We start from the raw sequence: 13868 nt of genomic DNA, 5'->3' as shown, positions 1-13868 counted from the left end.
TGGCCCGAACTATAGGGCCAACAAGGTTACGGCAAAAGCCTTGAAATCTGTGGCTATTTAATGGGATCGGGGGCGCCCCTCGCCGAACGGTCATTCCGAAGCGGCGCCAACCTGTCGGGCGGTTCCGGAATGACGGCGCGGTTAAACGCGATTGATATCCTCGCTCTCCAGCACCGGTTTCGGATAACCGTCGCGCACCACCTTGATCATGGCGCGTCCGATCCGTTCGGTGGTCGTGACGTATTTCGGGGCGACGCGCTTCAGCAGACCGAACAGCGGCGCCGCCGCGACATAGATCGCCTGATACCAGGCGGTCCTCGACCGGATGCCGTGCAGCGGCTGGATCGCCGCAGGGCGAAACATATAGGCGGCCTTGAACGGCAGCTTGAGCAGATCGTTCTCGGTCTCGCCCTTGACCCGCGCCCACATCAGGCTGCCTTGCCCGGTGGAGTCGGTGCCGCGCCCGGTGACGTAGACGAAGACCATGCCCGGGTTGAGCCTCGACAACGTCGTCGCCGCGGCGAGCGTGATATCGTGGGTCACCTGCCGGTAGCGCGCTTCGTCGATGCCGACCGAGCTGACGCCGAGGCAAAAAAAGCAGGCGTCATATCCGGCGAGATCGGATTCGATTCCGGAATAATCCAGAAAATTGTCGTGCCGGATTTCGCGCAGTTTTGCGTTACGCTGGCCGGTCGGGCCGCGGCCAACGGCAAGCACGCTTTCAATGCCGGGATCGAGCAGGCATTCGCGCAGGCAGCCCTGCCCCACCATGCCGGTCGCGCCGAACAGGATGACCTTCATCCGACTTTCCGTTGCGTGGTCGCGTTACGGATTCAGGCCGCAACCGCGGCAGAATCGAAGGAGACGCCGGTCAGAACGGCCGACACATCCCAGAGCCGCGCCGCCACAGCGGCGTCTTTCGCCCGCGGCATGATCTTGGCCGGCTCCGGCGGTCCCTTCAACTCGTAGAACCAGTTCGGGCCATAATAACCGGCCGGCTCCGCGCGCGGCGACGTTGCGGCGAACAGCGTCGGCAGCGCGCCTTCGGCGGCGGAATGACTGGCAATGGGGCGAAGGATCTTGCCGAACAGCCCCATCAAGCCCCCGCTGCCCGGACCGTTGGCGATCAGATCGGTGAGCGCGTAGCCGGGATGCGCGGCGTTGCTCAGCAATCCCCAACCCGCGGCATTGCTGCGCCGCTGCAGTTCGAGTGCGAACATCAGCATCGCCAGTTTCGACTGGCAGTAGGCCTTGAAGGGGTCATAGGATTTTGCACCCTGCAGATCGTCAAAATCGATCACTCCGGAACGGTGCGCGAGGCTGGAGAGATTGACCACGCGCGGACGATCGCCGCGGCGCAGCAGGGGAAGCAGACGGGCCGTGAGCGCGTAATGACTGAGATAATTGGTGCCGAACTGCATCTCGAAACCGTCAGCCGTCTGTTGCCGCTTCGGCAGCGCCATCACACCGGCGTTGTTGATCAGAAGATCCAGCGAATCGTGCGTGGCGGCGAAACGCCTGGCGAAATCGGCCACCGACGCCAGCCGCGCCAGATCGAGGTCTTCATAGGCAATTTTGGCGCCCGGAAATTTGCTGCGAATTTGATCGAGCGCGCGGCGGCCCTTCACCTCGTTGCGGCCGGTCAGCACCACCGTCGCGCCGGCGCCGGCGAGCGCCAGCGCAGTTTCATAGCCGAGGCCGCCGGTAGCGCCGGTGATCACGGCGGTCCTGCCGTTCTGGGGCGGAATGTCTGCGGTAGTCCAGCCGGTCATGCTTATATCTCCCTGCAATCGATTCGTGCGGACCCCGTCCGCCGGTCCCAAATATGCACTCAGTGCAATTTTGCAAGAGGTGAAATTTTGAAGACGGCCGTTGCCGCGCGCAGGCGCGCCAAGCCCAAGCTTGCCAAGCCCAGCCTGGCCAAATCCAGCCCGGCTAAGTCCAAGCCGCAAAAGGCAAAATCCGCATCCGGCGCGGTGGCGACCGGGCTGAGGGAACGGAAGCGGCAGCAGACCCGCGAACGGCTGACCCGGGCGGCGATGGCGTTGTTCCTGGAACGCGGGTTTGAAGCCACCACGCTCGACGACATCGCGGCTGCGGCGGATATTTCCCGCCGCAGCTTTTTCCATTACTTCGCGTCGAAGGAAGACGTAGTGTTCGCCTGGCATGAGGAAAGCACGGCGGATTTGATTGCCGCGGTCGCCGCGCGGCCCGCCACGGAATCCATGCTGACCGCCGCGGAAAACGCGATTGCCGCCGTGGCCCGGCAGTTTGACGCGGACGAAGCGATGGCGATCGCCCGGCTCAAACACGATAATCCCGCCCTGCAGGCGCGCGACCAGGTCAAATACGAGAAGTTCGAACGCGCCCTGGCGGACGCGCTCGTCAAGCGCGCAGGCCGCAAATCGGAACGGCTTCAGGCCCGGCTGGTCGCCATGATCGCGACCGGCGCGATGCGGATCGGGGGCGAGAGCTGGGCAGCCGAAGGCGCGCGCGAAAAGCCGGACGCGATGGCGAAACGGGTCTTCGCTGCGATACGGGCGATCCTTGAATGATCGCCCGCTCCAGCGGTGACGTTATCCCTTGATGAAGGCGAGCAGGTCGGCGTTGATCGTGGCCGCTTCCGTGGTGGGCATGCCGTGCGGAAAGCCCTTGTAGGTCTTCAGCGTGCCGTTCTTCAGCAACTTGGCCGACAATGGTCCGGCAGCGACGTAAGGAACGATCTGATCGTCTTCGCTATGCATCACCAGCACCGGCACCGTGATCTTCTTGAGATCGTCGGTGAAATCGGTCTGTGAGAAGGCGACGATGCCGTCGTAATGCGCCTTGGCGCCGCCCATCATCCCCTGACGCCACCAGTTCGCGATGATGGCTTCCGAGGCTTTTGCGCCCGGCCGGTTGTAGCCATAGAAGGGCCCCTCCGGAAGTGCGCGATAGAATTGCGAGCGATTGGCCGCGAGTTGGGCCTGGAGTCCGTCAAATACTTCTTTGGGAAGGCCGGCTGGATTGGCCGCGGTCTTCACCATCAGCGGCGGCACCGCGCTGATCAACGCCGCCTTCGCCACCCGGCTCTCGCCGTGCCGTCCCAGATAGTGCGCCACCTCGCCGCCGCCGGTGGAATGACCGACGTGGATGGCGTTCTTCAGATCGAGATGCGCCGTCAAAGCGGCAAGGTCGTCGGCATAATGATCCATGTCATGGCCGTCGCCGGTCTGGGTGGATCGGCCGTGGCCGCGGCGGTCATGGGCGATGACGCGATAGCCGTGATCCAGGAAAAACAGCATCTGCGCGTCCCAGTCATCGGCCGACAGCGGCCAGCCGTGCGAAAACACCATTGGCTGTCCGCCGCCCCAATCCTTGTAATAGATTTCGACGCCGTCCTTGGTCTTGATCGTGGGCATTGGCGAGGTCTCCTGCTTGGTAAAACGAAGCTGCCGCGCTCTCGCGCGACATGATTTGAGATACGCAGTCAGGCGAATGTAGCAGCGGGACGGAAACGGCGCACCGCGCCGACGATCACAATGACGAAAAACAGCAACACAATGCCCTGAACGACGGCGAACGGCGGCTCGGCCGGCGGCACGCTCGGCGCCAGCGCATGCAGCACGGGCACCTTGAGGAAGCCCTGGATAATCAACACGAAGACGTTCAGGTACAGCGAGGCCATCGCGGTGAGGACATAGATCGAGCGCCACACGCCGGAGAGATTCATGCCGTAAAGCGCGATGCACGCAATCGCCAGCAGCACCAGCGAGAGAATGCCGATCATGTGCGACGGCAACAGCTTGGTGAACGGAAACAGAAAGCCGGTCGCGCTGGTCAGGATCGTGAACAGCAGGAATATGGCGGTGAGGCCCGGCATGCGGTGCGAGCCGAGCATTCCGAACATGACGATGACGCCGGAGACGATACCGATCAGGCTGATGATCACATGGACCATCGTGAAGGCAGACAAGCTCATACCCAGGACCATGATGCACTCCCCGTTTGAAGGACGGCGAATGTTACGACCCTCGATGACAAATAGCCACACGCGGCGCCGGTCAATGCGTAGGTGCGATGCCCGGATTTTTTGCAAACTTGTCACAAACTGCGCCAAGCTCGTCGCTGCACGCGCGAGGTTTGCTCAATAATAGCGCGGGATCGGACCGTTGTGCGGTGTCTTCCGGTCCGACAGATCGAACAGCACTTCATCGACATAGCACCAGCCCCACCCTTCCGGCGGATCATAGCCTTCGATGATCGGATGCCCGGTGGCGTGGAAATGCTTGGTCGCGTGCCTGTTGGGAGAATCGTCGCAGCAGCCGACGTGACCGCAGCTGCGGCAGATTCGTAAATGCAGCCACGCGCTGCCGCTTTTCAGGCATTCCTCGCAACCGAGCGCACTCGGCGTGACCTCGCGGATGCCGGCGATATGGGCGCAGTGCCTGGCCATTCATTCACCCCCATTTGTCAGAGCGCCGGCTTCTGTGCGCGGCCAAGAAAATCATGCAAGGCCGCCACCACCTGCGCACCCTCGCCGATCGCGCCGCCAACTCGTTTCACCGATCCGGACCGCACGTCGCCGACGGCGAACACGCCGGGCACCGAGGTTTCCAGCGCGGAGGCCGGATCGCTTATCGCCCTGTTGCACTGCGCGCCGGTCACCACGAAACCGCCGCGGTCGACCACGACGCCGCAGCCGTCGAGCCAGCCGGTGGCAGGATCGGCGCCGACGAACAGGAACAAATTGCGGATGTCCATGCCGCGCTCTTCTCCCGACAGCCGGCTGCGCAGGCGCACGCCCTCAAGCGACAATTCCGTCGTACCTTCGAGCGCGACCACTTCGGTATTGAACAGCAGTTCGATATTCGAGGCCGCCTCGATGCGCTCGATCAGATAGCGCGACATGCTGGCGCCAAGGCCGCCACCGCGGATCACCATGTGTACCCGCTTGGCGTGATCCGACAGGAATACGGCGGCCTGTCCGGCGGAATTGCCGCCGCCGACCAGCACCACCTCCTGCTCGGCGCATAGCCGCGCCTCGATCGGGGAGGCCCAATACCAGACGCCGCGGCCCTCGAAATCGGCGAGCCGTGCAATCCCGGGCCGCCGGTAACGCGCCCCGCTCGCCACCACGATCGACCTGGCGCGCAACAGGTCGCCGTCGTCGAGCTTCAGGCCGAAGGCGCCGTCCTCGCGCGAGCAATCGAGCGACATTACCTGGACCGGGATCATGATCTCGGCGCCGAATTTCTGCGCCTGGTTGAAGGCGCGCGCGGTCAGCGCCAGACCCGAGATTCCGGTCGGAAAGCCCAGATAATTCTCGATGCGCGCGCTGGCGCCGGCCTGCCCGCCGAACGCCCGCGCATCGCATACCGCAACGCTGAGGCCTTCGGACGCGGCATAGACCGCGGTCGACAATCCGGACGGGCCGCTGCCGACGACGGCGACGTCGTAGACCTTGTTCTTGGCGAGCGGGCGGACCATGCCCATCGCATGCGCAAGCTCGGATTCGCCCGGGTTGCGCAGCACGGTGCCGTCCGGCGTGACCACCAGCGGCCAATCCGCCGGCAGCGGCGAATAACGCGCGATCAGTTCCGCGGCGTCATGGTCCTTGACCGGATCGAGCAGGTGATGCGGATAGCCGTTGCGCCGGAGAAATCCCTGCAACCGGATGATACCGCTCGAATTCGAAGCGCCGACCAGCACCGGTCCGCCGACGCCGCCCTGGATCAGGTTGACGCGGCGCAGGATCAAAGCCCGCATGATGCGTTCGCCTAGATCGGCTTCCGCGACCAGAAGCGCACGCAGGCGCTCCGGCGGGATCAGCAGCGTTTCGACATCGCCTTCGGCGTAGCCGTCGACCAGCGCGATGCGGCCCGAGAGCTGGCCGATCTCGCCGAGGAATTGGCCCGGCCCCTGGTCGATGACCGGCGTGACATGGCCAAGTCCATCGCGCTGGGTGATCGCGACATGGCCGGACAGGATGACGAACATGCCCGGCCCCGGCTCGCCGGTCTCGAACAGTTTTTCGCCGTCCTTATAGGTCGTGACCGCGCCGAACCGGCGCATACGGGTGATTTCTTCCGGCGTCAGCACCGGGAAGGTCTGCTCATGACGCGGGAATGACGCGGCGGGCGGTGCGATCGTTTTGTTGGCTGCCGGGATACTCACGCTCGCCTCCGTCTCACATCGCCGATGTTTACGCTATCAGGGAAGGAAGAGAGAATCCGTCGCCGGCCGGCCCGGCTATTCGCCCGGCTTCTTGCCGCCGTCGTCATATGGCGAGAGGTCATCGATATTGGAAGATGCGGTCGCGGCCTCGCCCCGTCCTCTCGCCTGCGATTTCCGCCGCTTGAGATTTTCGCGCAAGGCCAGCTTGAGCCGGTCCTGCCGCGAATCCCTTACCGGAGCCTTGGCGGGAGCCACGGCCTGCCCCTCATATTTTTTGTCGCCGTCATCCTTCATCTCGAACCCGTCCGCATCGCCTTCCGAAACAATAGCATCGGAACAATAGACCGATGGGCGAAATCAAGGCCTGGCGGCGAGCGGCCGCCGAACGGCCGGAAATTCGGGCCGGATTCGAGGCCGTGATCGCCTGAAAGCGGCCGCGGGGCGCGGGGACCGTTTTTGATGGCTGGAAACCGCGCCTGCGCTTGCGCGAAAGGGGGGCTTGTGGCAAGGATCGCGCGCCTTGTCCGGGCCTGTCGGCCGATTCTCGTGATCCGGGGCATGCTGCCGTAGCTCAGTGGTAGAGCACTCCATTGGTAATGGAGAGGTCGACAGTTCAATCCTGTCTGGCAGCACCATTTTTTTCTTGAAATATCAATAGCCTATTGAAAGGCTTGTGGTTTTCGGGCCGCTCCCTGATACACAGGGATGCTGCATCTATGGTTTTGAGAATGGCTTCCCCGAGCAAAAGAGAAGGCACCGACAATTGGTATTACCGCACGATCCCGGCAGATGTTAGGGCCATCCTAGAAAAGCTCCCCAAAGGGCGACGGCCACCTGGCTGGTACAAGACCCACATCAGCATCTCGCTTCGCACCGCTGACCGGACACCCGCCAAGGCGAAATATACGGAGGTCGCCGCAGAGGTCGAACGGCAGCTCAGGGCTTTGCGAGACAGGCCAAAGCCGCTGACAGCCAAGCAAGTGGCGGCGTTGTTGGGCATCCTCCACCGCACTTTCGCACAGGGATTCGAGGACACCCCCGGCCTGACAAAAGAGAGCTGGCTGGCGGTCGCTCGACAGAACCGCCTCGCACAGCAAGGAAAATTTGGCCTCGGGGCTATCGACCGCTTTCTGAAAGCTGGCGCCCCTACCATTCTTTGGCCTGTCGCTACTTATACGTGTTTTTGGATATGGGATTGGCAATCACGCCTGTGGGCAGCTCTGATGCTTTACTGGATAAGCCCCGTTCGACCCGTTAATCGTCTATGTTCACTAATTTGCGTTTGATGCGAGAAAGAAGTCACTGATGGCAGGGGGAAATCGACCGTCACTGGTTTCGCTGTTTGCAGGCGCGGGGGGGCTGGACATCGGTCTTGAGCAGGCTGGTTTTCGGACCGTGCTTGCTAGCGAATTTGCGCCCCACGCATGTGAAACCCTTCGCATCAATCGCTCTCTCAGGTCGCGGGACATAAACTTCGATCATTGGTTTGCATTGGAGCTAGAGAAACGGTGCCATCAGAGAATTTCCCCTAATGCTCACTCGACCCTCCTTGCGAGAGGCAAACGCGCTTGGGAAGCCAGAGATGATTTCCTCGTCGATGCGGTCATTGCTGAAGGCGACGTCAGGCAGCTCTCAAAGGATCGAGTTCTGTCCCAAGCCGCGATCAAAAGAGGAGAGTTAGATCTGATGGCTGGCGGTCCGCCGTGTCAGCCGTTCTCAAGATCCGGCAAGCGTGAAACTGTGACCGTGGACGATGGGCGTTTGTTTTTGGAGTTTGTAAGGCTCGTAGACGAAATTCGGCCGCGATGGTTCTTGTTTGAGAATGTAAAGGGCCTAGCTCAGACTTCGACTGATGTTGAGGCGAGCCGCTGCGCGAAGTGCAGTGCGTTAACGCTTTTGCCTTTCGAGTTAAGAGGAACACAAGCGGGCGACTTAGGAAAGTGCTCGCAGTGTGGAGGGGCGCTGAAATTTGAGAGCCGCGCCGTGCGGGGGGGATCGCTAGAGATCATTCTCAACGAGTTCGAGCGTATCGGCTACTCATGCAAATTCAAGTTGCTGAATGCAGCGGATTTTGGCGCCCCACAGAGCAGAGAACGAATATTCATCGTCGGCTCGCGAGATGGGGAGGCGTTTTCCTGGCCTGAGCCAACACATAGTCAGGCGCCAAAGAGCCAACTTCAGCTATTTGCAAGCAAGCTCCTTCCGTGGGCCACGGTTAAGGACACCCTATGGAAGGGCGGCCACTGGCAGTACGGCAAGCTGAACGAGAGGACAGCCGTTCTTTGGGTCAAGAATGTGGTTAGGCCACACGATGAACCAGTCACATGGCCGCTTGACCGGATTGCTCCTACTGTTGGCGCTCATCAATCCGCGAAACTTGCGATCGCCCCTCTAGGAGTGCCTCCTGAACAGCTGGCGCGTCAACAGTGGCACACCCAAGGTCGCCGTCAAGGCGATACGCCTCCGGTCTTTGTCGAGCACGAGTACCTTACAGACGACGAGTTGCTGGCATTGCAGACCTTTCCCGATACTTGGTACCTGGCTGGCACAAGAATGGAGAGAGCGTTTCAGATCGGCAACGCCGTACCTCCTGTACTTGCGAAGGCCGTAGGTGAAGCTATCGCGCGAGCCATGGGAATTGAGGTTAGTCCTCTGCCGGAGCTGAAATATGCCTGATACCCTCCCGGTTTTCTCAAAAGATGAGTTTGTAAAAGCTCATAAGTATCTTGCAGCCCAAGTCGCTACGATGATGGGCCGGAAATTTGAGGAGAATGATTGGACTGCGGTGTACGCAGCCGCAAAAGGCATACCCGCTGCGGGCTGGAGCAATCTCAATATCGATGTGACGCATGGCAACCTCGGCGTCGAGCAGAAGATGATCTGCCGACGGTCAAGGGAGAGCATATTGTCGGCGTGTGGCACTCGCATCATGCATCCGGCAGGTACGCGCTCTATCAGAATACCCGCAGTTAAGGATGCGACCGAAGCAGCGAGAGATGTTCTTGCGCAATACGCGGCTCTCATCGACGAGAGAACCTCGCTCGTGCGCATCGCCGACGAGTACAATCATAAGCAGATCACTCGCGAACAGGCAGTGAAGCGTATCCTGCAAATCTTCCCCGACATGAAGCCTCAAGTAGCCGCCAAGCGTCTGTCAGAGCAACCCCAGCCGGTCTCCGATGCCTATTCCGCGCGGGAGCCAGACATGCGCATTGGGTGGTTTCTCTGGCAAGAGAGTTTGGTTGATTTTCTCTACTTCGAGCAACCAATGTCGAAGCCAAAGCCGACCGACTACTATGCCGAGTGGAGCGAAAGTGGTGGAGGCGGCCCAAGGAAGAAGAGCAAGAACCTTTGGGTCTATAACGCAAAGACCAAGGTGAAGGAGTTTTCTATCACCACCGAGGCCGGAGCTAAGATCCAGCCCTACTTCACTGTGCCTACTCCTGACGATCCAAATCTGTGCCATTTCGTCGTGCAGGGAGAGGAGCTCAGCCCCGGCAAGTATCGCATTTGGCTGACGCATGTGACGGCTTCGTTTTTGCGGCATAAATTGGGAAGCCTTGATACGGAGATCGTGAGTAAAGCAATTCTGGAGACTAATCCGCCAAGCGCGTCTACCCCCAACCCTGACTGGGTGTTTGAAGTAAAGGCGACGTCCATTATTGTTTCCGCAGAAGCCTACCAAGCCTTGGCTAATAAATTTCCCGTCGTGAGCGACGAGCACCGCATTCACCAGATGCTGGAGGTCATTTGAACGTTGCGCTTAGAAACTTAAAATACTTCTTTAAGGCCGCTCGCATGTCAGTTTTGCTGTAGGTTTCCAGCTCGTACGTATCGAGCTTACGCAGTGCCTGTTCGAGCTTAATTGAATTGTTCAGGTTTTCCGGTAAACGGGAGCTGGTAATCCGCTCATATTTTTTGCAGCGCGATACGGCGTCGCCGGCGGCTTTGCTCGTGAGAGGCTTTCCTGACGAGCCCCCCCGAAATTTGGTTTGCAAAAATGCACGAAAGTCCTCAGAAAGCATTCAACGCTCCTAGCCAATATTGACTGTCACTATAAGCACGTTATTGGGGGTTGTTAATCGCCTGCGGCGCTTGACCCTCCTATCAGCCTTTGGAAGCTCGATGACGATGGACCGCTCTGAGATAATGCGAGCAGTTCGCTCTCGCGATACCGGGCCAGAACTTGCGCTCCGAAGGCTCGTGCATTCACTCGGCTATCGCTATCGGCTTCACGGCAAGGGCCTTCCCGGCCGCCCCGACCTCGTATTCAGATCCAGGCGGTCCGTGATCTTTGTTCATGGATGCTTCTGGCATTCACATGGCGGGTGCCCCGCGGCGAGAGCGCCGAAATCGAGACGGGAGTATTGGGGAAAGAAACTGTTGAATAACCAGGTCAGAGATGCGCGGGTCGAAGACGAGCTTAAGCAGCTGGGATGGAAAGTGCTGACAGTTTGGGAATGTCAGCTCAAAGATCTCGAGCACGTGGCTTTGACCGTGCGCAGTTTCCTGACTTAGTGCGAGGACACTTTCGCATTCTAGCTAGCCTGCGCTAGCGGCTACTGTTCCCACTCGAAAACGCTCTACTGCGCCGCCGGCGCTGTCGCGGCCTCGAAGGCGGCGACCGGAACGGTTCCGGCGGCCGTGGTTTCCGACGGCACGTCTGGGAATTCGGTCTCCCAGCCGCCGCCCAGCGCCTTGAACAACTGCACCAGGTCGAGCGAGACACTGGTGGTGCTGGCGGCATATTGCTGATCGGCCTGCAACAGTGTGCGCTCCGCATCGAGCACGGTCAGGAATTCGGTGACGCCCTCATTGTAGCGCGCGCGGGCCAGGTCCAGCGCGGCGCGCGCGTGATCGGCCTGCGCATGCAGCCGTTCACGGCGGCTCATTTCCAGCCGGTGCGCGACCAGCGCATTGACCACCTCGTGCCAGGCTTGCAGCACGGTCTTGCGATAGCCGATGGCTGCCTCCTGCTGCTGCGCCTCACGCAATTCGAGCGTGTTGCGCAACCGGCCACCCGCGAAGATCGGTAACGTCACGCTAGGCCCGAAATTATATTGCAGCGAATGCGGCTTGTAGAGATTGCTGACATTGAGCGAATCGAAGCCCACGGAGCCATTGAACTGCACGCTCGGATAAAAGTCGCCGACGGCGACGCCGATGGTCGCGGTTGCCGCGTGCAACTGGTCTTCCGCGGCCCGGATATCCGGACGACGGCGGGCCAGTTCGGAGGGAATGCCGAGCGGAATGCGGGGCGGCCCGGTACGGACCGACGGCTGCGCCGCGAGCGCGCTACGCAGCGTGCCCGGCGGCTGGTCCAGCAGGAAGCTGAGCGCGTTGATATATTCGGATTCCTGCTGTTGCAGTTGCGGAATTTGCGCGCGCACGGCTTCGACCTGGGCCGCCGCGTTCTCGACATCGAGGCCGTTCTGCAATCCGCGCTGCTGCCGCGCCTGCGCCAGCGCCAGCGTATCGCGGTCGACCTTCAGATTGTCGTTGGCGATCCTGATCTGGGTCTGCACGCCGCGAAGCTGGATATAATCCCTGGCGAGTTCGGCAAGACTCGATACCAGCGCGTCGCGGCGCTGGTCGGCGGCCTGATCGACGCTGGCGTCGGCGGCTTCGACCTGCCGGCGGACCCTGCCCCAGAGGTCGATCTCCCACGACGCATCGAAGCCGGTATTGTAGTCGTTGATCGCGCCGACACTGAAACCGGGAGGCGCCAAGGGCGTGAGCAGGCTGACGATGCCGTTCTGGCTGTAGAGCTCGCGGGTATATTTCGCATCGCCGTTGAACGACGGGAATTGGGCGGCGGCGGCCACGCCGCGCTGGAAACGGCTCTCGGCCAGGCGCAGCGTCGCGGTGCGGACGTCGAGATTGGCGGCCGCCACCTGCCGTTCGAGACCGGTCAGGACCGGATCGCGAAACACCCGCCACCACATCGGATCGGTCGGCGCCGGCAATTTCGAATCGGCGACCGGTTTGCCCTTGTCGCCCTGGAACGTCGCTTCGGGAAGATGCGAATCAGGCTGGACGAAATCGGGACCCACCATGCAACCCGCCAGCAGGGCGGAAGAGCCGATCGCGGCCGCCAGATTCCTGAGCGTTCTGAACTTCATCAATGGGCCCCACCGCGGGCGCCGCCGATCTTGGGCGACAGGAACAAACAGAACGGCGCCACGATAAACGCAACGATCGCGCAATAATAGAACACGTCGGAATAGGCCAGCACCGTCACCTGGGTCCGGAAGACCTGGTAGACGCGTCCGACCGCGACGTCATGCGCAGCGACACCGACGCGGCCCATCGAACGCAACGCCTGTTCGTAAGTGGCGATCAGGGCCTGGTACGGCGCATGAAACGGGCTGGCCCATTGCGACAAATAGGTCTGATGCACCTGCGAGCGTTGCGTGATCTGCGCCGTCGACAATGAAATCCCGATCGAGCCGAATACGTTGCGGAACATCGAGAACAAGGCAGCGCCATCGCCGTTGAGCCGCCGCGGCAGCGTCATATAGGCCACGGTGCTGATGGGAACAAAGAGGAAGGCGAGACCGGCGGTCTGCGCCGTGCGCATCATCACCAGCGTGCGAAAATCGACATTTGGCGTGATCGTGCTGGAGAACAACAGCGCCCCGCCCATGATCATGAAGCCGATGCCGATGACGTAGCGGGTCTGCACCACCGTCATTAACTTACCGACCATCGGGATCAGCACGATGACTGCCACGCCGCCGGGTGACAGCACAAGCCCGGCCCAGGTCGCGGTGTATTGCAGGGTCTGTTGGGCAAATTGCGGAATGATGACGGCGCTCGCATACAGGATCGCTCCCATTGCGCCGATCAGGATGCACCCGGCGGCAAAATTGCGGTCCTTGAACACGGCCAGATTGACGATCGGCTTTGCGGCGGTGAGCAGCCATCCGATCGCGCCAAGAATACCCAGGAAGGCAATCAGGGCCATCACCCAGATGAAACTGGATTCGAACCAGCCCTCGTCCTCGCCGCGGTCCATCATGATCTGCAGCGCGCCGAGCCCCAGCGTGATCAGCGACAGGCCGATATAGTCGATGCCGCGTCTCTTCTTGTTTTTCTCCCACGGCGGATCCTCGACCAGAATCGAGACCAGGAACACCGCCAGCATGCCGACCGGGATGTTGAGAAAGAAAATCCAGCGCCAGCTCGCCTGGTCGGTGATGTAGCCGCCAAGCGTCGGCCCGAGCACCGGCGCGACCACGGTTGCGATCGCGGTGACGCCGAAAGCCGCGCTGCGTTTGGCGGGCGGAAAAGTATCGAGAATGATGGACTGCTGGTTCGGCTGCAGGCCGCCGCCGAAGAAGCCCTGCGCCAGCCTGAAGATGATGAGCTGGGTGAGGCTGTCGGCGATGCCGCAAAGGAACGAGCACACCGTGAACATCGCGATGCAGATGATGAAATAGCGCTTGCGGCCAAACAGGTCGCCGAGCCAGCCCGAAATCGTCAGCACGATGCCGTTGGCGACCAGATAGGACGTCAGCGCCCAGGTCGCCTCGTCGCTGCTGGCGGAAAGGCTGCCGGCGATGTGCGGCAGCGCCACGTTGACGATCGTGGTGTCGAGGATCTCCATGAACGCCGCCAGCGTCACCGACACCGCGATCAGCCAGGGATTGTACGCTGGCTTCCAGGCCGCGTCCGCTTGCGCCGCCGCTGCGCCGGTATCGCTCACTTGC

The 13868-nt window shown here is 61.3% G+C and carries 15 protein-coding genes and 1 tRNA gene; 6 read left to right on the top strand and 10 right to left on the bottom strand.

What is annotated here, in order from left to right; all coding sequences use genetic code 11:
- Positions 1-141: 141 nt before the first annotated feature.
- A complete protein-coding gene (locus tag HB630_RS11560; protein WP_213772346.1) occupies positions 142-801 on the bottom strand; it encodes an epimerase in 660 nt (219 codons plus the stop codon).
- 32 nt (positions 802-833) lie between these two features.
- Positions 834-1772 (bottom strand): SDR family oxidoreductase, encoded by a 939-nt coding sequence (locus HB630_RS11555; protein ID WP_213772345.1) that lies wholly within the window; start codon positions 1770-1772, stop codon positions 834-836.
- Between the two features lie 204 nt (positions 1773-1976).
- On the opposite strand from HB630_RS11555, the gene HB630_RS11550 reads away from it, so the two are divergent.
- On the top strand, positions 1977-2555 hold the full coding sequence (locus HB630_RS11550; RefSeq protein WP_346656078.1) for a TetR family transcriptional regulator: 579 nt from the start codon (positions 1977-1979) through the stop codon (positions 2553-2555).
- Positions 2556-2576: 21 nt separating this feature from the next.
- On the opposite strand, the gene HB630_RS11545 is transcribed toward HB630_RS11550, so the two are convergent.
- The 5 genes from HB630_RS11545 to HB630_RS11525 form a co-directional block, all read right to left on the bottom strand.
- Entirely contained in the window at positions 2577-3401 is an 825-nt protein-coding gene (locus HB630_RS11545; protein ID WP_213772344.1) for an alpha/beta hydrolase, read from the bottom strand.
- 68 nt (positions 3402-3469) lie between these two features.
- Entirely contained in the window at positions 3470-3973 is a 504-nt protein-coding gene (locus tag HB630_RS11540; protein ID WP_213772343.1) for a hypothetical protein, read from the bottom strand.
- Positions 3974-4126: 153 nt separating this feature from the next.
- Positions 4127-4435 carry a UBP-type zinc finger domain-containing protein gene (locus HB630_RS11535; RefSeq protein WP_213772342.1) on the bottom strand — a complete coding sequence of 103 codons (309 nt, stop codon included), beginning with the start codon at positions 4433-4435 and terminating at the stop codon, positions 4127-4129.
- Positions 4436-4452: 17 nt separating this feature from the next.
- Positions 4453-6156 (bottom strand): FAD-dependent oxidoreductase, encoded by a 1704-nt coding sequence (locus HB630_RS11530; RefSeq protein WP_346656070.1) that lies wholly within the window; start codon positions 6154-6156, stop codon positions 4453-4455.
- 75 nt (positions 6157-6231) lie between these two features.
- Entirely contained in the window at positions 6232-6450 is a 219-nt protein-coding gene (locus HB630_RS11525; protein ID WP_218626081.1) for a hypothetical protein, read from the bottom strand.
- A 266-nt stretch (positions 6451-6716) separates the two neighbouring features.
- Between HB630_RS11525 and HB630_RS11520 the strand changes: the two genes are divergently transcribed.
- The 4 genes from HB630_RS11520 (at position 6717) to HB630_RS11505 (ending at position 9910) form a co-directional block, all read left to right on the top strand.
- Positions 6717-6791: transfer RNA gene (locus tag HB630_RS11520), tRNA-Thr, on the top strand.
- 93 nt (positions 6792-6884) lie between these two features.
- On the top strand, positions 6885-7442 hold the full coding sequence (locus HB630_RS11515; RefSeq protein WP_213772341.1) for a DUF6538 domain-containing protein: 558 nt from the start codon (positions 6885-6887) through the stop codon (positions 7440-7442).
- Positions 7443-7461: 19 nt separating this feature from the next.
- Positions 7462-8832, top strand: a complete 1371-nt coding sequence (locus HB630_RS11510; RefSeq protein WP_213772340.1) for a DNA cytosine methyltransferase — start codon at positions 7462-7464, stop codon at positions 8830-8832.
- The gene (locus HB630_RS11505; protein WP_213772339.1) at positions 8825-9910 is read left to right on the top strand and encodes a hypothetical protein; all 1086 of its coding nucleotides are present in this window, start codon (positions 8825-8827) and stop codon (positions 9908-9910) included. Before HB630_RS11510 ends, HB630_RS11505 begins: the two co-directional genes overlap by 8 nt.
- Here the strand turns inward: HB630_RS11505 and HB630_RS11500 are convergent.
- Entirely contained in the window at positions 9903-10181 is a 279-nt protein-coding gene (locus tag HB630_RS11500) for a hypothetical protein (RefSeq protein ID WP_213772338.1), read from the bottom strand. The genes HB630_RS11505 and HB630_RS11500 overlap by 8 nt on opposite strands.
- Before the next feature lie 100 nt (positions 10182-10281).
- Between HB630_RS11500 and HB630_RS11495 the strand changes: the two genes are divergently transcribed.
- Positions 10282-10674: a very short patch repair endonuclease gene (locus HB630_RS11495; protein WP_213772337.1), complete on the top strand. Its 393-nt coding sequence runs from the start codon at positions 10282-10284 to the stop codon at positions 10672-10674.
- A 65-nt stretch (positions 10675-10739) separates the two neighbouring features.
- Here the strand turns inward: HB630_RS11495 and HB630_RS11490 are convergent, their stop codons facing one another.
- Together HB630_RS11490 and HB630_RS11485 are read right to left on the bottom strand one after the other, a co-directional pair.
- Entirely contained in the window at positions 10740-12278 is a 1539-nt protein-coding gene (locus HB630_RS11490) for an efflux transporter outer membrane subunit (protein WP_213772336.1), read from the bottom strand.
- On the bottom strand, positions 12278-13864 hold the full coding sequence (locus tag HB630_RS11485; RefSeq protein ID WP_213772335.1) for a DHA2 family efflux MFS transporter permease subunit: 1587 nt from the start codon (positions 13862-13864) through the stop codon (positions 12278-12280). The genes HB630_RS11490 and HB630_RS11485 overlap by 1 nt, the downstream gene beginning before the upstream one ends.
- Positions 13865-13868: the final 4 nt, after the last annotated feature.

Source organism: Bradyrhizobium sp. dw_78, assembly GCF_018449525.1.
In the GTDB taxonomy this organism is placed as follows: domain Bacteria; phylum Pseudomonadota; class Alphaproteobacteria; order Rhizobiales; family Xanthobacteraceae; genus Bradyrhizobium.
This window is presented reverse-complemented; position numbering and strand designations above follow the sequence as displayed.

What these genes read in the sequence shown, in the direction of transcription:
- HB630_RS11560 (WP_213772346.1), bottom strand. Translation starts at nt 801, where the DNA reads ATGAAGGTCATCCTGTTCGGCGCGACCGGCATGGTGGGGCAGGGCTGC.
- HB630_RS11555 (WP_213772345.1), bottom strand. Translation starts at nt 1,772, where the DNA reads ATGACCGGCTGGACTACCGCAGACATTCCGCCCCAGAACGGCAGGACC.
- HB630_RS11545 (WP_213772344.1), bottom strand. Translation starts at nt 3,401, where the DNA reads ATGCCCACGATCAAGACCAAGGACGGCGTCGAAATCTATTACAAGGAT.
- HB630_RS11540 (WP_213772343.1), bottom strand. Translation starts at nt 3,973, where the DNA reads ATGGTCCTGGGTATGAGCTTGTCTGCCTTCACGATGGTCCATGTGATC.
- HB630_RS11535 (WP_213772342.1), bottom strand. Translation starts at nt 4,435, where the DNA reads ATGGCCAGGCACTGCGCCCATATCGCCGGCATCCGCGAGGTCACGCCG.
- HB630_RS11525 (WP_218626081.1), bottom strand. Translation starts at nt 6,450, where the DNA reads ATGAAGGATGACGGCGACAAAAAATATGAGGGGCAGGCCGTGGCTCCC.
- HB630_RS11515 (WP_213772341.1), top strand. Translation starts at nt 6,885, where the DNA reads ATGGCTTCCCCGAGCAAAAGAGAAGGCACCGACAATTGGTATTACCGC.
- HB630_RS11510 (WP_213772340.1), top strand. Translation starts at nt 7,462, where the DNA reads ATGGCAGGGGGAAATCGACCGTCACTGGTTTCGCTGTTTGCAGGCGCG.
- HB630_RS11505 (WP_213772339.1), top strand. Translation starts at nt 8,825, where the DNA reads ATGCCTGATACCCTCCCGGTTTTCTCAAAAGATGAGTTTGTAAAAGCT.
- HB630_RS11500 (WP_213772338.1), bottom strand. Translation starts at nt 10,181, where the DNA reads ATGCTTTCTGAGGACTTTCGTGCATTTTTGCAAACCAAATTTCGGGGG.
- HB630_RS11495 (WP_213772337.1), top strand. Translation starts at nt 10,282, where the DNA reads ATGACGATGGACCGCTCTGAGATAATGCGAGCAGTTCGCTCTCGCGAT.
- HB630_RS11490 (WP_213772336.1), bottom strand. Translation starts at nt 12,278, where the DNA reads ATGAAGTTCAGAACGCTCAGGAATCTGGCGGCCGCGATCGGCTCTTCC.